The sequence below is a fragment of the Spirochaetota bacterium genome, assembly GCA_017999915.1.
GTDB lineage: Bacteria > Spirochaetota > UBA4802 > UBA4802 > UBA5550 > RBG-16-49-21.
The window spans coordinates 1-26584 of the sequence record JAGNKX010000012.1 but is presented as its reverse complement, the minus strand read 5'-3'; the positions used below and the strand labels follow the sequence as shown (position 1 = coordinate 26584).

General features: G+C 57.7%; 19 protein-coding genes. 6 read left to right on the top strand and 13 right to left on the bottom strand.

All coding sequences use genetic code 11. The features are described from left to right. The first annotated feature begins 34 nt into the window (after window positions 1–34). Window positions 35–1264 carry an ankyrin repeat domain-containing protein gene (locus tag KA369_16760; protein ID MBP7737635.1) on the top strand — a complete coding sequence of 410 codons (1230 nt, stop codon included), beginning with the start codon at window positions 35–37 and terminating at the stop codon, window positions 1262–1264. A 623-nt stretch (window positions 1265–1887) separates the two neighbouring features. Then, window positions 1888–3276 (top strand): hypothetical protein, encoded by a 1389-nt coding sequence (locus KA369_16755; GenBank protein MBP7737634.1) that lies wholly within the window; start codon window positions 1888–1890, stop codon window positions 3274–3276. Between the two features lie 177 nt (window positions 3277–3453). Here KA369_16755 and KA369_16750 read toward each other — a convergent pair whose 3' ends face one another. Then, window positions 3454–5340 (bottom strand): response regulator, encoded by a 1887-nt coding sequence (locus KA369_16750; GenBank protein ID MBP7737633.1) that lies wholly within the window; start codon window positions 5338–5340, stop codon window positions 3454–3456. A gap of 275 nt (window positions 5341–5615) precedes the next feature. Between KA369_16750 and KA369_16745 the strand changes: the two genes are divergently transcribed. Then, the gene (locus KA369_16745; GenBank protein MBP7737632.1) at window positions 5616–6917 is read left to right on the top strand and encodes an alanine racemase; all 1302 of its coding nucleotides are present in this window, start codon (window positions 5616–5618) and stop codon (window positions 6915–6917) included. A gap of 31 nt (window positions 6918–6948) precedes the next feature. Here KA369_16745 and KA369_16740 read toward each other — a convergent pair whose 3' ends face one another. The 7 genes from KA369_16740 to KA369_16710 form a co-directional block, all read right to left on the bottom strand. Next, on the bottom strand, window positions 6949–8721 hold the full coding sequence (locus KA369_16740) for a Tar ligand binding domain-containing protein (protein ID MBP7737631.1): 1773 nt from the start codon (window positions 8719–8721) through the stop codon (window positions 6949–6951). A 114-nt stretch (window positions 8722–8835) separates the two neighbouring features. Further along, a complete protein-coding gene (locus tag KA369_16735; protein ID MBP7737630.1) occupies window positions 8836–9246 on the bottom strand; it encodes a response regulator in 411 nt (136 codons plus the stop codon). After that, the gene (locus KA369_16730; GenBank protein ID MBP7737629.1) at window positions 9218–11884 is read right to left on the bottom strand and encodes a CHASE domain-containing protein; all 2667 of its coding nucleotides are present in this window, start codon (window positions 11882–11884) and stop codon (window positions 9218–9220) included. The genes KA369_16735 and KA369_16730 overlap by 29 nt, the downstream gene beginning before the upstream one ends. Window positions 11885–12294: 410 nt before the next feature. Next, a complete protein-coding gene (locus tag KA369_16725) occupies window positions 12295–13056 on the bottom strand; it encodes an MBL fold metallo-hydrolase (GenBank protein ID MBP7737628.1) in 762 nt (253 codons plus the stop codon). An 8-nt stretch (window positions 13057–13064) separates the two neighbouring features. Then, window positions 13065–13868, bottom strand: a complete 804-nt coding sequence (locus tag KA369_16720; protein ID MBP7737627.1) for a fumarylacetoacetate hydrolase family protein — start codon at window positions 13866–13868, stop codon at window positions 13065–13067. A gap of 111 nt (window positions 13869–13979) precedes the next feature. Continuing rightward, window positions 13980–14345, bottom strand: a complete 366-nt coding sequence (locus KA369_16715; GenBank protein ID MBP7737626.1) for a response regulator — start codon at window positions 14343–14345, stop codon at window positions 13980–13982. A 1-nt stretch (window position 14346) separates the two neighbouring features. Continuing rightward, on the bottom strand, window positions 14347–17043 hold the full coding sequence (locus KA369_16710; protein MBP7737625.1) for a PAS domain S-box protein: 2697 nt from the start codon (window positions 17041–17043) through the stop codon (window positions 14347–14349). A gap of 225 nt (window positions 17044–17268) precedes the next feature. Here KA369_16710 and KA369_16705 point away from each other — a divergent pair, with 225 nt between their 5' ends. After that, window positions 17269–18393: a VIT1/CCC1 transporter family protein gene (locus KA369_16705; GenBank protein ID MBP7737624.1), complete on the top strand. Its 1125-nt coding sequence runs from the start codon at window positions 17269–17271 to the stop codon at window positions 18391–18393. A gap of 121 nt (window positions 18394–18514) precedes the next feature. Further along, on the top strand, window positions 18515–18784 hold the full coding sequence (locus tag KA369_16700; protein ID MBP7737623.1) for a DUF362 domain-containing protein: 270 nt from the start codon (window positions 18515–18517) through the stop codon (window positions 18782–18784). 70 nt (window positions 18785–18854) lie between these two features. Here the strand turns inward: KA369_16700 and KA369_16695 are convergent, their stop codons facing one another. Next, window positions 18855–19532 carry a hypothetical protein gene (locus KA369_16695; GenBank protein MBP7737622.1) on the bottom strand — a complete coding sequence of 226 codons (678 nt, stop codon included), beginning with the start codon at window positions 19530–19532 and terminating at the stop codon, window positions 18855–18857. A gap of 210 nt (window positions 19533–19742) precedes the next feature. Between KA369_16695 and KA369_16690 the strand changes: the two genes are divergently transcribed. Further along, window positions 19743–21137: an MATE family efflux transporter gene (locus KA369_16690; protein MBP7737621.1), complete on the top strand. Its 1395-nt coding sequence runs from the start codon at window positions 19743–19745 to the stop codon at window positions 21135–21137. A gap of 50 nt (window positions 21138–21187) precedes the next feature. On the opposite strand, the gene KA369_16685 is transcribed toward KA369_16690, so the two are convergent. From KA369_16685 to KA369_16670, 4 genes are all read right to left on the bottom strand, one after another. Further along, window positions 21188–23722 carry a methyl-accepting chemotaxis protein gene (locus tag KA369_16685; GenBank protein ID MBP7737620.1) on the bottom strand — a complete coding sequence of 845 codons (2535 nt, stop codon included), beginning with the start codon at window positions 23720–23722 and terminating at the stop codon, window positions 21188–21190. 412 nt (window positions 23723–24134) lie between these two features. Beyond that, window positions 24135–25730, bottom strand: a complete 1596-nt coding sequence (locus KA369_16680; protein MBP7737619.1) for a long-chain-fatty-acid--CoA ligase — start codon at window positions 25728–25730, stop codon at window positions 24135–24137. Window positions 25731–25862: 132 nt separating this feature from the next. Continuing rightward, complete coding sequence (locus KA369_16675) at window positions 25863–26297, bottom strand: MaoC family dehydratase (protein MBP7737618.1); 435 nt, start codon at window positions 26295–26297, stop codon at window positions 25863–25865. Between the two features lie 159 nt (window positions 26298–26456). Then, on the bottom strand, window positions 26457–26584 hold a 128-nt coding region (locus KA369_16670), incomplete at its 5' end, for an acyl-CoA dehydrogenase (protein MBP7737617.1).

Here is a 26584-nt window from a genome sequence, read left to right as displayed (position 1 = left end):
TCAGGCTTTATCCCGGCAAAGGAAGGTCCGCGCCATGAAGAAACTCCTTTTTTCGCTGATATTCATCCTCCCTGTCACGGCCTCAATGGCGGGACCGGACGGGGACCTGCGCACAGCGGCGAAACAGGGCAGCCTCAAGGGCGTGCGCAGCGCCCTGAGCCGGGGCGCCGGCGTGAACGCGGCCGCCAGGGACGGAAGCACCGCCCTCCACTACGCCTCCGCCAGGGGCTACACCAACACGGCGCGGATCCTCATCCGCGGCGGCGCCGACCTGGACGCGAAGCGCCGTGACGGCAGGACCCCTCTCATCCTGGCCGTGGCCGGGAAGCACGCGGACACGGCGCGGCTCCTCGTGGACGAGGGCGCGGACGTGAACGCCCGGGACGACCTGCTGATTACGGCCCTGATGTTCGCCTCCTATAACGGCATGACTGAAACGGTGAGCCTCCTCATCGAGAAGGGCGCGGCCGTGGACAGGAGGAACGTCCTGGGCATGACAGCGCTGATCTACACCGCGAAGTATCCGGCCGGGTCCCCGGAGCTATCGCGTTCCCGCGGCGACGTGGCGAAGCGGCTCATCGCCGGGGGGGCCGACGCGACTATCAAGGACAGCGAAGGCTCCTCCGCGCTCTCCTATGCCAGGGCATCGGGGTCCAACGATCTATCCTCCGACCTCCCGGACAAACCCGGAAGGGAGGAGTCTGCCCGGGAGCGGTTCGGCCAGGACACCGTCCCGGCTGATAACAGAGGCGGCTCGTCCCGCGCGATCGAGGAAACATCGCCGCCCTGCTCGGCCGATCCTTCATCGAAGGTCTACGCCCTCTGCGAAGCGTCCGGCGCGTTCACGACCTTTCAAAACACCGACCTCGATCCCCTGAAAAAGAAAAAGGTTGAAAGGATCAACACCGGTATGCAGAAATACGATACCTTCTTCGACGCCTCCAAGAGGATCCTCATCACGATGAATTTCGCCCAGGCCGTGATAGGGAGCTTCAAGGCGAAAAAATCGAAAAACCTGGACACGTCGCTGGAAACGGCGGCCGTAGTGGCCCTCCTCGCCGCGATCCCGGACATGATCGACAGGGTCAAGGACCTGATCAAGAGGGGCCAGGAGCTGTCTGCGTCGATCAAATCGGACTTCACCGGCATGAATGCGCTGAAGATACCCAAGATCGCCGGCGGTCTCGTGAGTACCATAGACGACCTGGTTTCTTTTGGGAAAGCGATCGCCAAAACAGTGGAAGACCTGAAAGCTTTGCGGTAGCGGATAATCAACCGTCCCGTTCCCTTCTAAACCCGTTAAATCTCCATTCCGGTCGCGGTTCAGGCGCGACAAAATGACACTTTTACGTCAGAAAATCACTAAAAACAGTCCAATCTTAGCGGGCTGGTCGATTCTATTCAAAAAAAAGCGTACCTTCACAATCAATGAAAAATTTTTTTTCATGAACCCTCCAATTGGAGACCCTCCCCCTGAAAAGGGGAAGGGTCCTTTTTTATTTTTTCCTGGAAATCGCCGCATCCCACATTGACAGTAGCAGTCGTAAATTAGGGGGCAAGGGCCATCCCGCTCGTCCGCCTTGTATAAGCAGAGCCAAATGCGACCTCCTGTCGCGGCTCTGCACTCGGCCCTCCTGGCCAGCGCACCATGTTGACTCGGCGGAATCGGCGACATCCATGTCGCTGCTACTGCCAGGATGGCAGGAGTGTCGCGAAGGGCACGGATGCCCGTGAGCGACCTCGCCGGGATGGCTACATGCCCCCTCTAAAATTATACTGCTCCCCACATTGACGCACAAAACAGTCCATGAAAACCGGTTGACGCGCAACCGCGCGGGGTGTACAATAATCATACATCGCATTTTAATCTCCGGGGAGGACGACGGTATGCTTGAATCACTGAAGCCGAAAACCATGGGTCCAGTCTCATCGAAGTCCATATTCGACCAGCACTACTTCAAGATCGGGGCGAGCGTGCTCATGATCGTGGCCCTCATCGTGGCCCTCTTCTTCATCAAGTTCGTGCCCGACCTGTCCCACGTCGGCCTGAAGGTGCTCTCCGGATCGTCCTCCGGCAACTATTACTCCGTCATAGGCAAGGCGGCGAAGATCGCGAAGAAGAAAAAGGGCGTCATTGAAAACATCTCCACCAACGGCTCCATGGACAACATCAAGCGCCTCAGCGCCCCGGACGCGGGGCCCCTCTTCGCCCTGGCGCAGAACGGCATGCCCTGGCCCGAAGGACTCGAATTCGTGGCCTTCCTCACCACGCCGGAGACCTTTTTCCTGATCGGACCCGGCGCGGACCGGATACGGTCGGTGAGCGACCTCCGGAACGCCCGCATCGGCATCGGGCCGAAGGGAAGCGGCACCGCCCACCTGGCGGAAACGATCTTCTCCATACCCCAGCTGAAGGCCCTGGGAATCTCCCTGTCGAACCATTCCACGGAGGAGCAGATGCGGCTTTTAAAAGATAGGAAGCTCGACCTGGGGGTCTTCGTCATCAGCGAGCAATCGACCTTCATCGAGAACGCCCTGTGCCGGGAGGGAATGCAGATCGCCAGCCTCCGCCAGGGAGACAGCGTGGCCCAGCGACTCCCCTTCCTGCGCACCGGCGTGATCCGGGAGGGCCTCTATGACCCGGTGAAGAACATCCCCTCATCGGACAGGTTCGTCCTGAAGGTGGACACCCTCATCGTCACCAACGGGAAGCCGCGGCGCTCCCAGGTGATGGGCCTCCTGTCGGTCATGACCGAGATGAGCCCGGGGTTCATCAACTACAACCGCTTCTTCTCCAACACCACAGGGCTCCCGGGATCGACGGCCGCCATGGATTACTTCAACAACCAGGGCATAGAGGTCCTGGACCGGTACGCGCCGCTGTTCATGGACTTCATACCCTTCTCGAGCGTCGTCCAGCTCGTCATGATCGTGAGCGTATTCTTCAACGCCATGGGCCTGGCCAACCGGTACCGCCTCTGGCGCATCGACGCAAACCGCCTCGAGATAGAGGACGAGATGAGAGTGTACTTCGGCGAGAACCTGCTCCCGGGGGAAATATCGAGCCTGCAGCCGCGGAACGACCACGGCACCGCGAACCAGCGGGAGGCCCTCGACTCACTCATCGCCCGCCTCGCGGAGGTGGAAGCGCGGTGCCGCACCCAGTCCCAGTCTATGCTGGTGCCCATGGGCACGGAGATGGCCTACCGGTACCAGGAGGAGATCATCAGCAACAACCTGATCGCCCTGAAGGCATACCGGGCGAAGTTCGTGTAGGGGCCGATGGGGGCTCTGACCCCTTTTGTACCGATAACTATCGGCCCTGGCGGGTGCTCTGCCCCCCCTTCTGCCGATAACTATCGGCCCTGGCAGGTGCTCTGACCCCCCCTCTACCGATAACTATCGGCCCTGGCGGGTGCTCCGACCCCCCCCTGAGCGGAAAGCGGGATCGTATTAGCCATCCCGGTCACCACCTAGCACCTGGGCCATCACATTTTTAAGCTCCGCGAAGGTATAGGGCTTGGGGATGACCGCGGCGAAGCCGTACCTCCGGTAATGGGCCATCTCGTTCGAATCGGAATAACCGCTGGATACCACCGCCCTCACCGCGGGATCGAATTCGATGATCTTGCCCACCGCTTCGCGCCCTCCCATGCCGCCCTTGATCGTGAGGTCCATGATGACCGCGTCATAGGGCCTTCCGGAGCGCGCCGCCGCGCGGTAGGCCTCGACCGCCTCTTCGCCGGTCTGCACGGTATCGCACTGGAGCCCCATGGCGGCGAGCATGTTGCAGCAGAGGCTGCAGATGATCTCTTCGTCGTCCATCACGAGGACCCTGCCGGCGAGCACGCCGGCAGTCATCGTTTCCGCCGGAGACCTGTCCGGCGTCCCGGCCGCCCGGGGGAGCATCACCGTGAACTCCGATCCCTTCCCCGGCCATGAGTCAGCGTCGATCCAGCCGCCGTGCTGCTTCACTATGGAAAGGGATATGGCGAGGCCCAGGCCCGTTCCGGCCCCCTTGGTGGTGAAATAGGGATCGAAGACCGACGCCAGAACCTCGGGCCTCATCCCCTCGCCGTAGTCCCTCACCCTGAGGCGCACATACTCTCCCGCGGCGAGGTGAACCGTGTTCAACGACTGCGTGCAGTTGTCCAGCATGATGTCAATGACGCCCCCGTCGGGCATCGCCTGCTTGGCGTTGATCATGATGTTCTGCACGACCTGGCTTATCTGGTTCTCATCGGCCGAGATGGAGCCCAGTTCCCGGGCTATGTCATAGCGCACCTTGATGTTGGATCCCCGCATGATGAAATCGACCGTATCATAGACGAGCTGCGCCAGTGAGGCTGTATTGCGTATCGGCGTGCCTCCCTGCGCGAAGGTAAGGAGCTGGCAGGAAAGGCTTTTCGCGCGCAGGGCGGCCTTTTCTATCTCGCTCAGGAGGCGCCTCCCGCCGGGATCAAGGGCGCTCCCCTCCTTCATCAGGCTCGCGTTGCCCAGTATGCCGGCCAGGAGGTTGTTGAAGTCATGGGCGATGCCGCCCGCCATGATGCCGAGGGACTCGACCCTGTTCATGCGATCTATCATCCTGTTCTGATCGATGAACCACTTCATGACGCCGAACATCGACATCAGGATGAAGACCATGATTCCCAGGCTGAAAAATGAAAATATCCTGATGCTGAACAGCCCGGTCGGCATTTCCCGGATGGCCAGGATGAAATCGACGATCCCCGAGGCTATGCCGAACAGGGCGCCGATCAACGAATAGAGGACGTAGTTGAAGCGGCGGTGCAGCTTGATGTCTACGGCCATCGCCGACGCGCTATAAAGACAGACCAGCGTTATCAGGATGTCCCGCAGGCGGTAGAGGTGGCCGGGGTTTCCCCTCCCGGCCCGCCAGGGCATTTCCGCCGCGCCCGGCCGGTCCGCAAAGCCGATGAACCATTCCGGCGAGGCAAAGGCGGCAGCGGCCATGATAGCGAAGATGGCGGCGCCGGCAAAGGTGATGACCCGGTTTACTTTTTTGAACCCCGGTCCGAGGTTAACGAGGTACCCGAGATAAAGCGGCAGGGCAAAGAGGAAAAAGGCGGCGGCAAGGGCCTGGATGCGGTGAAATTCCATTCCCACGCGGGGATGGCCCAGGAGGCCGCAGGTGATAACCGCCGTCTCGGACCCCACGAAGCAATACCCGGTGAAGCCGAGGAGCGCCACCGACAGGTAGATCGTGGTCCTGGTGAAGGTGAAGACGCCCACGTAGAGTCCGCTCGCCACGAGGAGTATGCCGCACAGGGCGGATAGTGACATTATCAATGGTATGGTTATCAGCTGCGTATCCATTATCCCTTCAACAGGTCCGGCATGGTCTCCGCAAATAAGCCATAGGCATGATGCTGGAAAGTGGAACAAATCAATGCTGTTTAAAGATAATCCCCCGCCGACTATTTGTCAATGGGAATATTTTCAATCCGGCGGCTGGAATATTTCCGGCCAGGCCCTCGCGCATCAGAGGGAGCGGCAAAAGAATTGACACAGGGCGATTTATCCGCGATAGTCAGAGCGCGTCCAAAAATTGGGACGCACCCTAAGGCAAATACCCGTGGAGGACCGCATCCATGAATAAAAAACATATCCGCAGGAAATACCTGGCCCCAGGCCTTATCATTGCGGCAGTACTGTTATTAATCCTGGCAAAGCCCGCTGATCATGGCGCTCCCCACAGGCCCTATTTCGCCGCGTTGAATGCCGATCTGAAAAATAATGGGACCGGGAGGCCCTGCGTCATCGTGGACCTGGACCGCCTTGACAAAAACCTCGCCATCCTCAGATCGGTCATCAGGCCGCCCCTGAGGTACCGTATCGTGGTCAAGTCCCTGCCTTCCGCCCGGCTGGTCCGTTACATCATGGATAACACCGGCACGGGAAGTCTCATGGTATTCCATCAGCCGGATTGCTCTCTCCTGGCCGAACAGCTCGGCGGCGGCGTCGACATTCTCTTCGGGAAACCGATGCCGATAAACGCCGTACGGGAATTTTACCGCACCTTTACCGGCAGGTCCGGATTCAACCCCGCCGCGCAGATTCAATGGCTCGTTGACACCCCCGAACGGCTGAAGCAGTATCTTGCCTTCGCCAGGGAAAAAAGAATATCGATGAAGATCAATGTCGAGCTGGACGTGGGACTCCACCGCGGCGGCGTGACAAACTACGCCGACCTTGACGCTATGCTCGGCGCCATAGCTTCGAGCGGCGGCGCCCTGCTCTTCAGCGGTTTTATGGGGTATGATGTCTACACCGCGTCGGCGCCGCCGTTCCTCACCACCAGGGAAAGGGCCGTCGCCTCGGCATTCAAGGAGATGCTCGAACGGTACCGCGGCTTCCATAAACACGGGCGGGAAAAGTATCCCGGGCTCTTCCGGGGCGCCCTCACCTTCAACAGCGGCGGGAGCCAGACCTACCGGCTCTTCCGGGGCCGGGAGCCGATCAACGATATCGCCGTGGGTTCGGGCCTGGTGATGCCCGTTGATTTTGACGCGCCCCTGCTGAGGGACCACGAGGAGGCGCTCTTTATCGCCACGCCCGTGCTGAAGAAGCTTGACGGGACCGCCATTCCCTTCCTGGAGTTCCTTTCCGGGCCCTGGCGGCTATGGGACCCGAACAAGGAGAAGACATTCTTTATTTACGGCGGAGGATGGCGCGCCTCTTACCGCTCCCCGGCCGGTCTCGAGGACAATTCTCTCTATGGCAGGAGCACGAACCAGTCCATTGTCAACGGCTCGGCTCGCACCGCCATCGGCGTCGACGATTATATCTTCCTGAGGCCGGGCCAGAGCGAGGGGATCATGCGGGAATTCGGGGAGATAACAATAGTCCGCGGCGGGAAGGTCATAGACCGATGGACCGCCTTCCCGCGCTAAGGGGCGTCCGCCGCCCCTTGGCGGGACCCTGTCAGAACTCCTCGAACCCGTCCATCTTCATCTGGTCCTTGAGGTTGTCTTCCTTGGCGTCGTGCGGCAACAGCGGCGCGCGAGGAGCGGCGGCCTCTTTCTTTCTTCCATTGCCGTCGTCCTTGATCCGCTGCGCCTGCGGCTCGGGCAGGGCTTTCTCTTGGGCATGGGCCGCCTTCACATGGATCTCGCGGTGACGCCGGGTGTCGGCAACCGTGCCGCCGGTGATCTTGAACTTCTCCACCATGCTCAAGAGCTCCAGGGCCTGGTTCGCCATTTCCTCGCTGGCGGAAGCGGTTTCCTCCACCAGGGACGCGTTCTGCTGGGTCATGGAGTCCATCTCCGAAATGGCGGTGTTGATCTGGTTCATGCCCTGCTTCTGCTCCTGGCTCGCCGCCGCGATCTCCGTGATGATCCTGGCCGTGGTCTTCGACGCTTCCGCTATTTCATTGAGGGACTCGCCGGTGCGGTTCACCAGATCGGTGCTCTTCGAGACCTTGCTCACCGTGTCCTTGATGAGGGCCTCGATCTCCTTTGCGGCGTTCCCCGACCGCTGGGCCAGGTTCCGCACCTCGCCGGCGACCACCGCGAAGCCCCGGCCCTGCTCGCCGGCCCGGGCCGCCTCGACCACGGCGTTAAGCGCGAGCAGGTTGGTCTGGAAGGCTATCTCATTGATCACCGCGATGATGTCGGCCACCTTTTTGCTCGATTCATTCATATCGACGATGGAGGCGACGGCTTCCAGGGCGATCTTGTTCCCCTCTATGGACTTGGCTGAGCCCGCCTCGGTGAGGTCCTGGGCCTTGATCGAGTTTTCCGCGTTCTGGTTGATCGTGGCGGAAGCCTCCTCGATGGTGGACGCGATCTCCTCCAGGGAAGAGGCCTGCTGGCTGGTGCGCTGCGACAGGTTCTGGTTCCCGCTGGAGATCTGGTCCACGGCCTGGGAGAGGTTCTGCGAAGCGATCGTCACGCTTGAGATGAGGCCGTCCAGGCTTCCCGCCGCCGTATTGAGGGCGTCGGCAAGCTGCCCCAGCTCGTCCTTCTGATTCATATCGATGCGGGCGGTCAGGTCGCCGTCAGCGAGTCTGCGGGAGAATTCCAGCCCCTTTACTACGGGCCGGGACACCGAACGGGCCAGCACCATTGTGATCATGATCCCCATGGCTATGGCAAAACCGAGGATCAATATGGTCAGCACCCTCATGTTGAACGACGAGGCCTTCTGGTCCCTGCTTATTTGGGCGCCCACGCTCTTCTGCAATTGGATCAGCTTATCGGTCTGGTCGCGCAGCAGCCTGTATCCTTCGACCCAATCATTCAGCGCCGCCTCGGTCTCTCGGAAATTTCTCGCCTCAATGGCCCTGGCAAAGCGCTCCCTGGCGTCCCTGCAGCCCTCTCCCATCTTCACCCATCCCTCGGCCAGCTTGGTCTCCTCGGGGGTCAGCTTTGAGGATTTGTAATTTCCCCATATGCCGAGATACTCCTTGGCGCGCTTTTTCGAATCCTCGTGCCTTTTCAGGGCTTCCTTGATATCCCCGTTCTTGGCCGCCTGTTCCTCGACGGCCATGTTGATCCGTATCTGAAGCATGTGCTTCATGATATCATTGAGCTGAACGACCGCCTTAAACTTGTTTTCGTAAAAATTGTCAAAATCATTCTGGCTGCTATTAATGGTAATAATGCCGAATACCGCCATCACCACCAGGAGGAAAAGAAACACCATGCATGCGGAAAGGACCTTTATACCCACCCTGAGATTGTTGAACCATTTCATGGCTCACCTCCATCATTAACAAAATAAAAAACCATCGACGAAAGTCACGGGAAGCAATGTCCCATTCCCATCACCCCTGCTTCCCCTCACCGCCGTAACGGGCGCGGTGCCACCCTATTTTCCGAAAAAATCCTTCTGATTTTTCCGCTCGGACTTTATCCTGACCAGGGCTTCATCAAGAGAAGTAAATATCTCGTTTTCCCTGAACGGCTTCATGACATAGCCGTACGAAACGGTGGTCTCCGCGCGCCGCACCGTCTCGTTATCACTGTGCGCCGTCATGTATATTACCGGCACCCGATACCGCAGGTAAATCTCCTCCGCGGTTTCAATGCCGTCTTTTTTGCCCTTGAGCTTGATATCCATGAAGACCAGATCGGGCCCCAGCGCTTCAATAAGCGCGATGGCTTCGTCACCCGTGCCGGCAATGCCGATAACCTCGTGTCCCCTGCCGGTCAGAATTTCCGCCAGCATGCTGGCGATTATCATCTCATCTTCAACGATCAGCAGTCTCAAAGTTTTCATCCCTTCTCGCACTCCTTAGTTTCCGCATTCTGAAGCTGTCGGCATTGGCGTCAATGGGTATCCTTATGATGAAGGTAGTCCCCTGGGAATTGGACATGCTCATGGTCCCCTTGAGCTGTTTTTCTATTATCATGGCGGCCATGGTGAGCCCGAAGGTTCCGGAAAGCATGTCATCCCTCCGTTCACCGACGCCTATCCCGTTATCCGACACGACCGCCTCCAGGGTCTCCCCGTTTTCTCGAATTGAAATGCTGATGTTCCCTTCCCGGCCCACATCGGGTGGAAAGGCATACTTGATTGAATTGGTAAGGAGCTCATTGAGCACGATGCCGAAGGGGATCGCCTGGTCAAGGCCGAGATAGATTTCCTTCGTGGCGAGATCGACTTTTATCCTGCCGCGGTCCACGCCCAGCATCCTGAAAAGCTCGTCGAGGAGCTGCACAATATATTTTTCGAAATCGATCTTCCCGAAGTTTTCCGACCGGTACAGCTGCTCATGGATAAGGGCCATCGAGTAGATCCTGCACTGGCAATCATGGAGAATACGGGCCACAACGTCGTTATCGATATGCGAGGATTTCATGTTGATGAGGCTTATGATGATCTGCATGTTGTTCTTGACGCGGTGATGGACCTCTTTGAGGAGCATTTCCTTTTCCTTGAGGGACTCCGTCCGCTCGGAAAGCAGCTCTTCCATCTGCCGGTAGCTCTCCTCAAGCTTGCATTCCGCCTCCCTGCGGTCCGTGATATCGCGGTTGCTTCCCCGCCTTCCCAGCACCGTGCCCCTGTCATCGTACACGGTCTGGCACTGGTGCTCTATCCACCGCGTTTCGCCGGAAAGCGTATGTATGCGGAACGCGAGGGTATTATTCCCGCAGGCATTCTGGCTTTCAGCCATGTGCCTGTGGACCGCCATGCGGTCTTCGGGGTCCACGATTTTCTCGAACATGGCCGGGTCGTTAATGAACTCCTCCGCCCTGTGTCCGGTGATCCGCTCGCACGAGGGAGACACATATACGTAGGAGCCTGCCGGATCGATCCAGAATTCCCAGTCATAGGTGAAATCGACCATCGTGCGGTATTTCTGCTCGCTTTTCGCCAGAGCCTCCTCGGCCCGCTTCCGCTCGGTGATGTCGTTGATAAGCCCGTCACAGGATACGAGGGCGCCGTCGGCGTTGCGGTGCGGGACCTGGGTGTTTCTCACCCACCGGATAGATCCGTCCTTATGCACGATGCGGTGCTCCAGTATCTGCGGCTGTTCCCCGGCCAGGACGCTGTTCAGGTGACTCATCACGGCGGCGCGGTCATCCTCATGGATCATGCGGAACCAGAGATACGGATCATCGTCGTACTCCTTCGACCTGTACCCGGTGATCATCTCGCAGGCGTCTCCATGGACCGTCCTGACCGCATGGCCGTTGACGACATGAACGGTGTAGATATAATCCGTGATGGAGTTGGTGATGCGGTGATACCGCTCCTCGCTTTCCCTGAGCCTTCCTGTCCTGACCGTGACAAGGTGCTCCAACTCCCTGCGCTGCGTGGAGATATGATGGAAATAGAAAGCGATGATCGCCGTCAGGATAAAACCGAAGGGCAGTATGAGCCAGTGGGCCAGCGGATAGTTTCGCACCATGTAGCCCCGGGTCGCGGTAAAATCCATGCCCCAGGTGCGTCCGGCAAAGGTGAATTTTTTCAGCTTCGTCGGCGGCGACGGGATAAGAACCGAGGTCCAGGCTGGTATCGTCTGCAGCCTGGCGGTCCATCGGCTGAGGAGGCGTTTATCCCGGGGCGCGGAAAAATCGATAAGATCGAAGTTTATGCCCAGCGGCTCTGTTTTTTCCAGGGTGGACCGTATGAGCGGATCAACCCAGAATACGCTCATCACGAATCCCATCAGGGAGGCCCGCCTGTCTTCAATGGTCACCGCCGGCATCCCGTTCCGGTACACCGGCACGAACACGACGATCCCGAAGCGGCCTTCTTTTTCCGCCAGTGGTATTCGTTCGCTGGCCGTCGTCTCGCCGGAATCACGGGCCTGCTTAAGGGCGTCGAAACGTCTCTTCGTGGAACCTATATCAAATCCCGGGACCGACATGATCTTTGTATCCCCGGGTTCGGCGTACAGCACGGGGTAATAGTAATCTCGCTTTTTGGCCGGCACCATGTTCTTATTCGAATCATGTTCAAAAATAAAGAATCCCGGGTTGTCCGTCATCCGCGCTATCTGCTCAAACGATGCCCGCTCCCGGTCCGGCAGGCCCTGGACCCACTGAACCAACTTCAATTCCACATGTTCGGCGATAAACGACCTGATGATCGCGGTAAAAGCCCGCTGCCGGATCTGTCCCGTCGTGCTTATGTAATGTCTCAATGTCCTAGGCGCAAGGAGGCACTCTTCAAGTCTCTCCTTGACGAGGTGGGCACGCATGGAAGTGTTGTGGTCAAATCTTGTATGGAAGGCATCCAGGGCGGAATTTCTCACCTGGAAAAAGGGGATCACCGTGAGGAGGAACCCGGTCGCTATTATCCCGATGAGAGTTTCATAGGACCGCTTCTCAAGCAGCGCCCTGAATCCCGATAGCGCACTGTTATATAAAACATATATCACATTGATATAATGTTTTATCGCTTTCATAGGATAGCCCCATGATTTAATGGCGCTGATACGTGAGACGCATCAACTGTTTTTACTATGGGCTACTAGTTCGTATACATCATAGAAGTCGCCCAGAATTAGAATTGGATGAATGTGTTTTTATATGTATATATGGTCTCATGGTTATTTTCTTCTTTGATAATGAAGCCAGTGTGTAATTATAAAATGTAACACTTTCATGGAACAAACAATATATTTTAAAAATTATTTTTCCAAAATTCAATTTTTTTTTGATTCTGAATTCTTAAACGAGATCCGCTACCCTGTTATATGTAAGACTATGACCCAAACCATCACACCGGATAACATATCAGGTGTAATCCTTTGGACTACAGAGGAATTCCAATAGCATCAGCGGATACTCTATTTTTTTTCAGGAGGATTAGCGTCTATACCGTCAGCAGGTCACCGGCGGAGTGGCGCCCGGCCATGTGGCAGGTCAAGGTCCCGTTAATATGCCGGTGGGTCTGAAGCGCGATTCCCGGTGTGTTATTCTCTCCGGAGAGGTGCCCCAGGCAGGCCCAGCGGAGCCGCGTTCCGTACCGGGCAATGAGCTCGGCGGACTCCATGTTCGACAGGTGTCCCCCGGGGCCGGCTATCCTGTTTTTAATATGCCGCGGGTAGGGGCCGACGCGCAGCATCTCAGGATCATAATTGCTTTCCACCAGCGCCGCGTCCACCGTGGCGAGGGCTCCCTTCAGGTCGTCGAAGACATGGCCCAGGTCCGTGAAGATGCCGAGCCTCGATCGGCCGTCGTCGACGATAAAGACCGAGCCGTCGGCGCCGTCATGGGGCGTGGGGATGGTCTCGACCACCACATCGCCGAAGCGCATGGAGCAGCCTGCCCTGAAATGGCATACCTCCCGAAGGGCGCCCAGGTCATGGGACGAGCGCGCCGCCCCCAGGGTCCTTTCGCTGATCCAGATCGGCATGCCGAACTTTCGCTGGTAAATTCCCGCGCACCGGACATGGTCGGCGTGGTCGTGGGAGATGATCAATGCGTCGATGCCGGCCATGTCCCGGCCGGCCAGGGAAAGCCGCTCCGCGGCCCGCTTACCGCTGATGCCCGCGTCAAAGAGAAGCCTCACGTCCCCGGCCTCGACATAGACGCAGTTGCCGTTGCTGCCCGATTGCAATGAGATCATATTCATGGGCGCCGTCACGCCTCATCGACGACCGGGTTGGTGAGAACGCCGATCCCCTCGATCTCGACACTGACGCTGTCGCCGGCCTTGAGCCAGAGGGGCGGTTTGCGAGCCATGCCCACGCCCTGGGGCGTGCCGGTCATGATGACGGTGCCCGGAAGGAGGGTCGTGCTGCCGCTCAGGAACTCGATGAGGGCCGGCACATCGAAGATCATGTCGTTGGTGTTCCAGTCCTGGACCGTCTCGCCGTTAAGAATGGTCCTGAGGGCCAGGCGGTTGGGGTCGGGGATCTCATTGGGGGTGACCAGGCAGGGACCCAGGGGCGCGAAGGTGTCGAAGGTCTTCCCCCTGCACCACTGGCCGCCGCCGTGCTGTATCTGCCAGTCCCGCGCGCTGACGTCGTTGGCGCAGGTGTATCCGAGCACGTACTCCAGCGCCCTGTGGCGCGGCGCGTTCTTGCAGGCCTTCCCGATCACCGCCGCGAGCTCCCCCTCGTAATCCACCATCCCGCTCTTCAGGCGCGTCGGGATCTCGATGGGGTCCCCCGGGTTCTGCAGCGCCCCGGGGGATTTCATGAACAGCACGGGCTGCTCCGGGACCTTTACGCCGGTCTCAGCCGCGTGGTGCCTGTAATTCAGCCCGATGCAGAGGATGGCGGGAGGCGCGACAGGGGCCAGGACCTTCAGCACCCGGGCCTTTTCCCGCGTAACGGAATAATCGCCGAAAACATCCCCGTCGATGACAAGGGCCGTTCCGTCTTCCTGGAGCGCGCCATGGCCTATGCGGCCTTCGGCGTCCAGATAGCGAATGATTTTCATTGTCAGCCTCCCCGCGCGGGCCCAGGCGCTGGCGTCGCGCCCCATGGGCGTTGCAGCAAAGCGGTCCCGCGGGAGATATCATGACCGTGTCGTTCCCTGCATGTCAAGTGATTATGCGGTTGAATCAATGAGGGGTTTGAGCTTGTTGACCTGGACAGGCTTGACGAAAAATCCGAGAGGGTGAAGCGCTTTCGCCCGTTCCTCGATGGCCTTGCTCTGATACCCGGTCATGAAAATAATAGGGATATCGGAGAATGCCCGGATCCGTTTCGCCGCTTCAATGCCGTCAATCGCGCCGGCCAGGCGGATATCCATCAGGATGACATCGGGGGATTCTTCCTGCGCTATCGCCACCGCCTCTTCCCCGGTGGCTACGCGCCTGCATACGCCGTACCGCTCCTGTTTGAGCTCCATTTCAAGGGACATGGCGATGAATATTTCATCCTCGACAATGAGCACCCGAATCGATTGGGCCATGCTATACTCTCTCCTTGTACAGCGTATCAGGGAATTCTATCACGCATGCCACCCCATGGTCCGCCGTGAATGAGACGCGCCCCTGCATTTGATGCTCGGCGATGGCGATGATCGATTGAAGCCCCAGGGTTTCCTGTATCCTGAAATCGAAGCCTTCAGGAACCCCCACGCCATTATCAGCCAGGCGCAGCTCCAGATTGTTCGATTCATTCCGAAACAATCGTATCGATATTTCACCCCGTTCTCTCCCGGGAAAGGCGTACTTTATCGCGTTGGTGAGCAGCTCGTTCAGGATCAAGCCGCAGGGAATGGCCGTATCAAGGAGCATGTTGATGGGCTGAACGTCCAGCTTCAGGCTGATCTTTTCTTCCGTGAGGCTATAGCTCTCCAGGATCAGGTGGGCCAGGCCGTCGATATAATCCCGCATATCGATCCGCGAAAGATCGCCCGATTGATACAATTTTTCATGGACCAGGGACATGGCCAGGATCCTGTTTTCCATGTCCTTGACCATTTTCTGGAGCTCGCCGTTGGCCGGGCTTTTCGCCGCCTGAAGGAAAAGCATTGAGCGGATCACCTGCATCGTGTTTTTCGTCCGGTGGTACAGCTCGCGCAGCAGCGTCTCCTTTTCGCTGAGGGAAACCTCAAGCCTTTTTTCGGCACCCTTGCGCTCGCTGATATCGACAAGGGTCTCCACGGCGCCGAGGATTCCGCCCTCTTCGTCATAAAGCGGGGCCGCGGTAAAGAAGAGCCAGGTCCCTCCCCGCATGTCCGGGAAAAAATCGGTGGCCTCGAAGGCGTCCTTGAGAAGCCTGGAGCGGCTGTACTTCCCGGCATACCACCGGGGGATATCATCCGTGAGCCCGTCCACCAGCAGGTCGGCCATGCAGGGACGCTCGCTTCCATAGAAGGCGCGCCACTGACGGTTCGTGCCGACGACATCCTCCTCACTGATGCCGCTGTATTCCGCCAGGGCGCGGTTCCAGTGTATGACAGTGTGGCTCCTGTCGATGACGAACTGCGGGACAGGGGAACCGTCGACAATCGCCTTCATCTTGCGCTGGCTTGCGAGCAGGGCCTCGGCCGCCCGCTTCCGCTCGGTAATATCCCTGAATACTCCCTCGACCCCGGCGACTGCGCCCGAATCGTCATAGAAGAGGTGGCTGTTCGTTTCCACGAGAACGGGAGCGCCGTCCTTTCGCTTTAAAACAACTTCATAATCAGTGACCCTTCCCGCATTCGTGACGTTCCTGAGGAATTCCTCGCGCCTGGACGGATCAAAGTAGAAGGTTTCGGCAATGGGCTTCCCCAGGCATTCATCAAGTGATTCATATCCCAGCAACAGTAAGAAGCTCTGACTTGCCATGATGAGATTGCCCCGGGCGTCGCTGCGATAGAAAACATCCTGGATGTTCTCTATGACGCTGTGGAGATCCCGCGCAAGGCGCTCCTCGGCGCGGAACGCGAAAGCGTATCTGTCCGAGAGAAGATAGGCCTGCGAAAAAATGAAAATAAAAAGACCCACGGCGGAGCTCATGACGTAGAAGGGAATGATATTGTTAAAGCTCAAGGCGTCTATTATGGCGGTAATGAAAAAACAGGCGAACCCGGCGAGCATGATCAGGGCGCCATGGCGCCTCCTGTAAGAAGCGCGCAGGAGCGAAATGAAGCAGTAGGTGAACCCGATGATCATGAGAATCTGGAACAGGGCGAATCCCCATGCATATATATGCGTCGGGGTGACCAGCGCGACCGCGGAAAAACAGGCCGCGATGATCCAGGCCGCCGGTATTATTCTCTTATGGACCTCTTCGGGGAACAGGTAGGAGATGAACATGAGCAGGCTCGGCACCATGAAATAGACGCACAGGTTTATGACAAGGAAGCGGAAAGACCATCCCAGGTCGTCAAGAAATAATTTATAGAAAAAAAGCTCGCCGGAAAACTGGTTGAAAAAAGCTATGCAGAAGCATAACAAGCCGAAGAATAGCGGGGATTTGTCCTTTCGCATCAGCAAAAAAACGCCGAAGTGATAGAGGCCGATGATGATAATGCTCCCGAACAGAAAGAGCTCAAAAAATACCAGCTTCTTCCACTGGGAAAGCAGCTGGTCCTCCTTTCCCAGAATAAGCGCTTCTCCGGCTCCGCCATGATAATGATGGAAGTTCGAAACCTGCATGATAAAGGTTATCTCCCGTCCGCCCCCGGCGACCGGAAAGACCCCCGGTTCATATTCAGGCCTGGAGGACCCGGCGTCCGTTCCGACCACGCCGGCGCTCCTGACCTGCCTGCCGTCGACGAAGAGCCGGAATGACGTCGCCATGGCCGTGTTCCGCACGGCAAGGGCGCCGGTATGTTCGGGGAGGAGTATCTTCAAGCGGTGCGTCGCGTAGCCCATTACAGGGAGTGCCTTCCCCCCTACAGAAAGCTCATTCCAGTATCCGGGAAGGGTGATATAGGCTGTCAATCGGGGGGTCCCGAAACGATCGAAATCATCGGGGCCGAGAAGCTGTTTCCAGTAAAACTCCCATTCCCCGGAGAGGCGGACAGAGCCGTCCCTGTCAAAATTCCAATCACGGAGGTCCAGTATTCCCGATGAGGCGGCGGGAGATTTTTTTCCCGAGTACGACGCGCCGCAACCCGCAGCGCACAGAGACAGCATAATGACGGCGGCAAGGCTCCTGATACATATACTCATTCGCTTGACAGCCTCTCGGGAATATCGGCATATAGACAATCGGCATTATACCACTACCCCTCACCGGGGCTTTTGTAAATACTTTTTTTGATTGATCAGAGGCGGCCATTTTTTTCTTGCCCTGGTTTCATTACGAGGGTATAGTATTGCTTAATATCACAGGCATTGGCATGGCGGGATATACCGCTCTGCCGGGGCGGCAGTGCCAAAGTTAAGGATTATACCATGGCGGAATCGGACGACATAAAAAGATACAGGCAGAACCTCCAGGCGGAACGGGAAGCCATCGCCCTGTACACCCGGATGGCGGGAGCTGAGAAAATACCTGACCTGGCGTCAGTCTACCTGAAGCTTGCCGAGACTGAAAAAAAGCACGCTGAATTCTGGACCGGCAAGCTCCGCGAGGCCGGAGCCGCCATACCTGAATTCAGGCCCGGCTGGCGCACCAGGATCTTCGGATGGCTCGCGCGCATCTTCGGAACGGCCTTCATTATTCCGACCCTCGCCTCCATCGAAACGTCGGCCGCGTCCAGCTACGCGGGCCAGCAGGACGCGGAATCAGCCAACATGCCCTCCGATGAGCAATCCCACGCCCGCGTCTTCGGCTACCTGGCCAGCACGTCCCGGGGCCTGCAGGGGAGCGACCTGGCCCGCTTCGAGGGCCGGCACCGAGCGGCCGGGGGAAACGCCCTTCGCGCCGCGGTCCTCGGCGCCAACGACGGCCTGGTGTCCGTATTCTGCCTTGTCATGGGAGTGGCCGGAGCGGGAATTCCCTCGAAGACCATCCTGCTGACCGGGCTGGCCGGCATGCTGGCCGGGGCTTTTTCAATGGCCCTGGGGGAGTGGCTTTCCGTGCAGAGCTCCCGGGAGCTGTTTCAGCACCAGCTGGACGTGGAAAAGAACGAGCTGGCCACGATACCTGAGGAGGAAAAGGAAGAGTTGGCGCTCATCTACCAGGCCAAGGGCATTGACGCGGAAACGGCCCGCGCCATGGCGGACAGGCTTATATCCGACCCTTCCACCGCGCTGGACACCCTGGCTCGGGAAGAGCTGGGAATAGATCCGAATGAGCTCGGGGGGTCCGCCTGGGAGGCGGCCTTCACATCCCTTGCCCTTTTCGTTTTCGGCGCCATGATCCCGGTGACGCCCTATATTTTCCTTTCCGGCGTAAGCGGGATCGTCGCAAGCGCGGCCTGCAGCGCCCTGGGACTTTTCGTGATCGGCGCCATTATTACTCTCATGACGGGACGCAATCCCCTCATATCCGGAATGCGCCAGGTCCTTTTCGGCCTGGTCACGGCCGCGATCACTTATTCCATCGGGCACCTCATCGGTGTCTCGTTAATCTGAAACAAGGAAGATAATAAGCTCATGGCGCGCGTACTGATAGCTCCCACCGGTTATGAAGGCATCCGCCAGTCCGTTGACCGGGTTTTCGAGCTGTTCCCGCTGGACCTGTGACCTCTTCATCATGGACGCAGTGGTTGGCATGGAGGGGAACGGGCCGGCCTCCCCGGACCTCAGGGAGATCGGGCTCGTCATTGCCTCGGATAATGCCGTCGCCATGGACGCCGTGGTCGCGACCATGATGGGGTGCGACCCGGCGAAGCTCCGCTTTCTGCAGAAGGCGAAGGAATACGGCCTGGGGGATCATGATATCGGCAGGATGGAAATCATCGGTGAATTGAAGCTCTGTCCATGGCGGACGCCCTTCCCCTGGTCGATCCTTCGGCGTGCATAGCCTGCTTCTGCTGCCAGGAACTGTGCCCTGAAAAGGCGATCACCCTGAAGTAGCCGGAATGGGTTTACCCTCATTCCGCGGGCTGGTTCTTCCGTGGAGGACCGGCCTGCTTTTCGTAGGCCAGGAATTTCTTCAAGGCATCAAGCTGCTGTTGCGTGGCCTCGAGGGTGATGGGCATATCGCCGCAATAGAACCGCATGGTATACGATGAGGCGCCCGCCAGGGCCTTCCGGATCTCCGAGGCCAGCCTGATCTTCGCCGTGAGGACGCGGCTGTTTGTTTCTTTCCATATTATAACGCCGGGATAATAGAAGAAATGGCTGTACCCGTAAAAATAGTAATCATAGACCGCTGAATTGCGCTTCATGGGCACATTGGTGCTGTCGACCAGGGTCACCGGGAACCGCTCGGAATCGACCATGAGGTACGCCTCGCGGCTCAGGCTTTCGCCCTGGTAATTATAATAGTAGGGATCGACGGCGGCCACGAACACGAAGGTGACCGTCGGATCGGACACCCTGTCGCCGGAGATCTGCTTGTGATACAGGGCCCGGACGTTGTCGATCCTGCTGTCCACGACCGTATGCCACATGTCCACGGTGACATCCGTTACCCCTTTGTAGGGATCGTTTTGAGCAACGACCGAAAAACTCGCGCACCCCGGCATGCCGGCAAGGAATAACGCGAGAGGCAAAATCGGCGCGAGCCGCAGAAGGTTACGCTTTAGAATGGCAATTGATGGACTCATGGTTTTATCTAATATACATAAATATCAATACTATTCAACCAATATAATTATTATATGAAAACAAATAAATAACCTTGATACTTAAAATTGTTTTACTACTTATTAATAGTATTTCATTCAATAAACCGCTCGGTAATCAGACCATCGCAAAAAACTTCTTGTTATAATCTTTCCACATCGCAATAGTGACGAAATCGGACAACAAGCGCCATGAGAGACCTTTCGGAAGGACATGTATTCAAGCTGCTGATATCGTTCTCCGTCCCGATGATCGTGGGGAACATGTTCCAGTCGGCCTACAGCATCATCGACGGTATCTTTGTCGGCAGGATCATCGGCGCCCGGGCCCTGGCGGCCGTCTCGATCAGCACGCCCCTCATCTTCTTCCTCGTCGCCGTTCTCATCGGTCTCGGCATGGCCGCCGTCATCCTGGTGGGGCAGGCCTACGGCGCGAAGGACCACGGCCTCCTCTCCCGGATACTGGTGAATTCGTTCTCACTTAACGTGTCGGTGAGCGTCGTCATAACGGCGTCGATCATCCTCTGGGGCCGGGGCATGCTCGCCCTGATCAACACGCCCGATGACCTCATGGAAGACGCCTATGCCTTCCTCTCCTGGTTCTCCGCCGGCTTTGTCTTCCTGGTCATCAACAACTGGCTCATGGGAGTGCTGCGCGGCCTGGGAGATTCCCGCACGCCGATGTTCCTGACCGGACTCTCGGTGCTCCTCAACGTCATCTTTCTCCCTTTTCTCATAAAGGGAGCGGGCCCCGTCCCTCCCCTTGGGGTGAAGGGCTCTGCCCTGGCGACGGTTCTTGCCAACATGATGACGACAGCGGCGGGTTATTTCTATCTTTCACGGAAGAACAAGTTCCTGAACATCGGCCGGTGGGAATGGGGCTTTGACCGGGCGATCATCGCGAAAATAGCGGCGCTGGGGCTCCCGACCTCGCTCCAGATGCTCATCGTTTCCTTCGGCGGCATCGTGCTCATGGGACTGGTCAATCTCTTCGGCGAAAACGTGATCGCGGCGTACGGCATCGGCCTCCGCGTGGAGAACTTCGCGGTTCTTCCCGCGATGTCCATCGGCATGGCGGTGTCGACCATGGTGGCCCAGAGCATCGGCGCGGGAAAGTTCGAGCGGGTCAGGGAGATAACCGGCTCCGCCTCGCGGTTCACCCTGGCGATATCGATCGCCGTCATCATCCTGTGCACCTTCCTGCCGCGGCAGATCACGTCCCTGTTTACCGGCGAACCCGCCGTCCTCGATCACGCGGCCCTCTATCTCAGGATCATGTGCTGGGCCTATCTTGATCTCTCCCTGTTTTTCATACTGCAGTCGGCCGTGAGGGGCGCCGGCGCCATGAAGGCGCCGCTCCTCTTCTCGGTAGTATCTATTGCATCCAGGATAGTCCTCGCCTACGCTCTGGGACGGCACACCGCCCTGAAGGAGACGGGCATATGGCTGGGGATCTTCCTCTCCACGCTGGTCAGTCTCGGCCTGATGTTCGCGTATTACAAGAAGGGCAAGTGGCGTGAGAAACGATTGATCGGCTCCGCCCCCGTGCAGCCGCCGAGCGGCTTCCCGCAGGAGGATATCCTCTGACCCGGCGCGTCCGTCCGGTGCCGCCGGACGCCATGGGACGGCGGCGTCTTCTACACCTTGAAAAAATCCGTCGCCTGCTTCAGGGTTTCGGCCATGCCGGCGAGGTTTTCGGCGGTGCTGGCCATCTGCTCCGCTCCCGAAGCGTTCGACTGGGTCAGCTCGTTGATATTGGACACGGAGCGCACTATCTCGCTTACCGCCGTTTTCTGCTCCTCCGTGGCGCCGCGTATCTGGTCGGCCCCGATCTTCACGTCGCCGGCCTTGGCGTTGACCGTGCTGTTGATCTCGAGCTGGTCCTTCATGGAGGAAAGGAGCGAATTCATCAGGTTGTTGATCGCGGAAACCCCGTCGATGATCGTGCTTATGGTTTCCACGGTCTTCCTCGAGTTTTCGATGCCGCGGCCGATCTCGTCGTTATTGTTCCTGATATGCGTGTCGATATCCTTGATCGACTGGGCGGTCTGGTCCGCGAGCTTCGAGATCTCGTCCGCGACCACGGCGAAGCCCCGGCCCTGTTCGCCGGCCCGGGCCGCCTCGATGGCGGCGTTGAGGGAGAGGAGGTTTATCCGGTCGGAGATGTCGTTGATGATGCCGACGATATTGGCCATTTCCGCCGAGCTCGATATTATCTTGGACATGCTGGTGTCCATCTCGCGGATGAGCTCCTCGCCGATGCGCGCCTTCCCCGCTATGGTGTCGGTCTGGGCGAAGGCCTCCTTCAGGCGGGCGCCCATTGAGTTGATCATGTCGGAAAGCCGGGTCAGCATGTCGATAAGGGCCGTCAGGTTCATGTACTGGGCTGAGGCGTTGTGGGCGATGTTCTCGACCCCCGCCGACACCTCCTCCACCGTCGCGGTCACTTCTTCCGCGGAGGCCGCCTGGCTCTGGGCGTTATCGGAAAACGACACCGTCGTCGCCGACATCTCGCCCGAAGAGGTCGCCATCTCCGTGGATATGGCCTTGATGTTCCTGATCGAATCCTTCAGCCGCGAGATGAAAAGGATGAGCATGGCCGACATGTGGCCGATCTCATCGTCGGACACGATTACGATATCCTGGTCAAGGTTCCCGTGGGAAACACCCTCGATTATCTCCCGATAGGTCACGAGGGGACGGAGCTTGCGGTTTACGAGGAAGTACATTAAGGAGCCCACGAGGGCCAGGCCGAAAATGCTCATGACCAGCATGTAGAGCTGCGACGACCAGACCTCGCTGTTTATGTCCGCAAGGTTCGCGGTGGATATCACGTTGAAGCCGTTTTTTTCATTTTTCAGGAAGTAAAGGAATTTCTTCTCACCGTTCCAGCGGTAGGAAAAGGATGACTTGCTCTTCAAAGACAGAACGCTCTTGCCCCAGGCGTATCCCTTGAGGGGCGTAAGGATCATTTTTTTATTGGGATGGGCCAGAATCACCCTGCCGTCCGTAATAAAGGGATACCCGGTCTCGCCTATCTTAATGTTCTTGATCATCTTGTCGGCGAACTTATCGAGCTCTATCATGAACCCGAAGATGCCCACAATCCGTCCGCCGTTCTTGATCGGCGCGGTTATCATTATTATGGGACGTCCCGTGATGGGCGACTTCCCGCCGCCGCTAACGCGGGTGTTCCCCTCCAGGCTCGCGTCGATGTTGTCGCCGAATCCCGCCTGTCGGTACCTGACGCCGGCGGACCCGGCGGCCGTCCCGACGATGATCGACGAATCGTAATAGGGCGTGGCGATGAAGACGTTCTCGTACACGCCATAGGAGCCGTGGATCTTCTTCAGCAGGGCCAGGGATTCCCCGTCCCCGCCGGCCGCGCCGTTGATGACGATCCTGTTGCCGGCCAGTATCTCGGCGTCGCTGACCCGCTCGCCCAAGAAGCGGTCGAGGTCCTCGTTGATTATCCCGGCGATGTTGCGCATCTGGTTTGTATAAGATTGCTTGAGGGACCGGTAGCCGCTGTTGAAGACCACGGTTGCTATGACTATAAGAAGCATCGAGGTGACCGCCATCACGATGACGGATATCCGCATAGCAAGCCTTCCCTTGTAGGAGGTTTTCTCGATTCTCCTGTCAAACACGCCGTGACGGTAAATGGTGTCAAGGAGCAGGTCCGGGGCTACATAGAAGAGCACGCCGCTGAGGATGCAGTTGATGAGCAGGATCACCACGCTGTTGAAATTCTGGTGGAAGTCCACGTCGAAAGCGAGGTTAACGGCCGCGAAAACGCCGATAAGGGCGATGATCCAGCGCCCGATGGCGGATACGGAGTGCTTCCGCGGCAGCGAAAATATCGCCTCCCGCGCGCTGTCATATTCCTCCTCGGAAAATTCCTGGCCGTCGATCAGCTTGTCCAGATAAACCGTAATGGGCTTGATGAGCTTGTTGTAGAACATGTGGCGGGACAAGATAAATGAAAGAACACACCCTACGATGACTATGGCGAAAAAAATCGGCAGTCCCGATCTGTTTATGTCAAGGAGGAAGACCAGGTAAACCGTGAAGCACGGGATGATGAACAGGTAATTGGCCCCATCGGTGTAGAGGTACAGCTTTTTAAAGGTGCTATTTACGGTTTCCCGGTCTATCTTGGCAGCGGCCATAACATACCTCCGGCGGGAGCAGTGGATATAACAGGCTGTATATGTTCGGAAATAGTCGTAATGATAACCGGTCTACAGGGAAAGGATTCACAATGAGACATGTTATGCGGCAGGTATCGATGATCCATGAAATAGGGTCCAGGCGCGTTGGCTATCTGTTATATGATAATACATAAGACTATTTTGCGGCATGTATAAGTCAATATTATTTTGATTGTACACAATACAAATATCAATAAATTATCTGTAAAATATCCACATAGTGTACATAACATTGGACACGGTTTAATGAGATAAAAACAAGCCCTGCCCATTTGCTCTGCGGCAAAAAGGCAGGGCCGTCTGGATACAGGGCCTTATCTTCCAACAACGTTATCCGACAAACCAGGAGACTTCGGAATTTTAACGAATGTCAGTTGACATTGCCCGCTGACTCTTCTTTCAGGAACTCGGCCTTTAACAGCCGCTTGAGGATTTTACCCGTGGGGCTCACCGGCATTTTTTCGATGACGATCACGCGTTTCGGGACCTTGTACCCGGCGAGATTTTCCTTGCAGTACGCGATGATCTCCTCGCTGGTGACGGCCGCTCCCGGCTTAGGCACGATAACGGCCGAGACGACCTCGCCCCAGTATTCATGGGGAAGACCGATGACCGCCGCCTGGGCGACCTTGTCATGGCGGTAGAGGACGCCTTCGACCTCCTGTGAGGAAACGTTCTCGCCGCCGGACTTGATGATGTCCTTCTTGCGGTCGATGAAGGAAAGGAACCCCTCGTCGTCGAACATGCCGATGTCGCCGGTATGGAGCCAGCCGCCGCGCAGCGCCTCCGCCGTCTTCTCTTCATTCCGGAAATATCCCTTCATCACCGAGGGCCCCCGCATGAGGATCTCTCCCGCCTCTCCGGCCGGGAGCTCGCGGTCCTGGTCGTCGACGATCCTGATCTCTATGCCCGCGTGGGGAACGCCGATGGTGTTTATCTTCCTCTCGAAATCCTTCGGCAGCAGGGTCGAGCCGAGGGGAGACGACTCGGTCATGCCGTAGTAGTTCCTCCACTCAGCCCCCGGGGCGATGGTCTTCCATTTTTCATACAGCACAGGGGGCATCATGGCGCCGAAGGATATGCATTTCTTCAGGGACGAGATGTCATAGCTCGTGTAGTTCGGCATGGCGGCTATGAACTGGTACAGCGCCGGCGGGTACACCCAGTAGGTTATCTTTTCATTCTGGGTAAGCTCCAGTATCTCCACCGGGTTCGGCGCGTACTCCAGCACCACCCTCGCGCCGATGCTTATCGCCTCGAGGAAGAGGAACTTCGCCGCCACGTGGAACAGGGGAATGGAAAGTATGATCGTGTCCGCGCTGTTGACGTCCAGGTCGGCCAGGCCGCTCATGACGGTGATGAAGAAATTCTTGTGGGTGTTCATGACGCCCTTGGGAAGGGATTCGGTCCCGCTCGTATAGATCAGCGTCGCCGGGTCATCGTCCTCTATTTCCACCTCCGGCTCCTCGGAGCAGCGGTTCGGCTTGAGGTAGTCGCTGATGTTGACCCATCCCTCGGGCTTCGCGTTTCCCCATATGGGAATATAGCCGAAGGTTTTCACGGACTTCATGTTCTTTATGGAGTCCCCCAACTGTGGGATCAGGGCGTCTTCGATGAAGAACATCTTCGGCTCGGAATTGCTTATGATCGTTTCGACCTCCTGGCCCTTCAGCATGAAGTTGAGCGGGTTGATGATGGCGCCGATCTTTGCGAGGCCGAGCCAGGCGTAGATGTATTGCAGGCAGTTGTGCGTCATGAAGGCGACACGGTCGCCCTTGCGGATGCCGGCCTCCTCGAAATAATGGGCGAAGCCGCAGCATCGCTCGTTCAGCTCCTTGAAGGAAATCCGCTGGTCCTTGAAGACAATGGCGGTCCTCGACGGATATTTTGACGCCGTCCTCTTGGCGAGGTCGCCGATGTTCATCCTGTGCAGCAGGTTCATCTCTAGCGAAGATTTGTTCGTCATAAAGGCCCCCCTGTAAGCGTTTATTTTAATGGATTTACTCTCTGGGGCACGGCATGCCGTGCCCTTACTATAGGCGCGTTTTCGTCGGATCGCAGTTTTGTTGGAGCACAACATACCGCGCCTGTGATTGCATTATTTGAGCTTCGGGGGCGGCATTACCAGGCCTTCGCCGGTCCCCACGATCTCGCCTTTCTGGTTCGTCCAGGTCAGCTTCATCCTGAGCCACTTCCTCTCCTCAAGCTTCTCGATAACCTCGGTCGTGGCGGTTATCGTGTCGCCCGGATAGGTGGGAGCCTTGAAGCGGGTCTTGATCTCCAGGGCTATGGTGCCCAGGCCCGGAAGCTTCGTTCCCCAGACCGGCGCGATAAGGCCGTGGGGCAGGCCGCCATGGGCTATCCGTGTCTTGAACGGGGTCTTCTTCGCAAACTCCTCGTTCATGTGCATCGGGTTGAAGTCGCCGGTTATGGCCGCGAACAGCGCGATGTCGGTCTCCGTGATGGTCTTTGAAAAAGACGCCTTGTCCCCTACGTTGATTTCGTCGTATGATTTACCGAGTTCGTAATCCATGCATGTCTCCTTGTTGGTTTTAGTCTAGGCAGGGCATGCCATGCCCAGACATATATTCCCTCCCCTCTCCCCTATCGGGAGAGGCTCCCGACAGGAGGTCGCAGTGCCGAGTGTGGACAGGATGTCCAAAAAACACTCGGCGCGTTGGGGGTGAGGGCATTACGATGCGTACTTCTTGATCAGATCCTTGGCGATCAGCACCCGCTGGATCTCCGAGGTGCCCTCGCCGATCTCGCCCAGCTTCGCGTCGCGGTAGAGGCGCTCCACCGGGAATTCCTTGATATAGC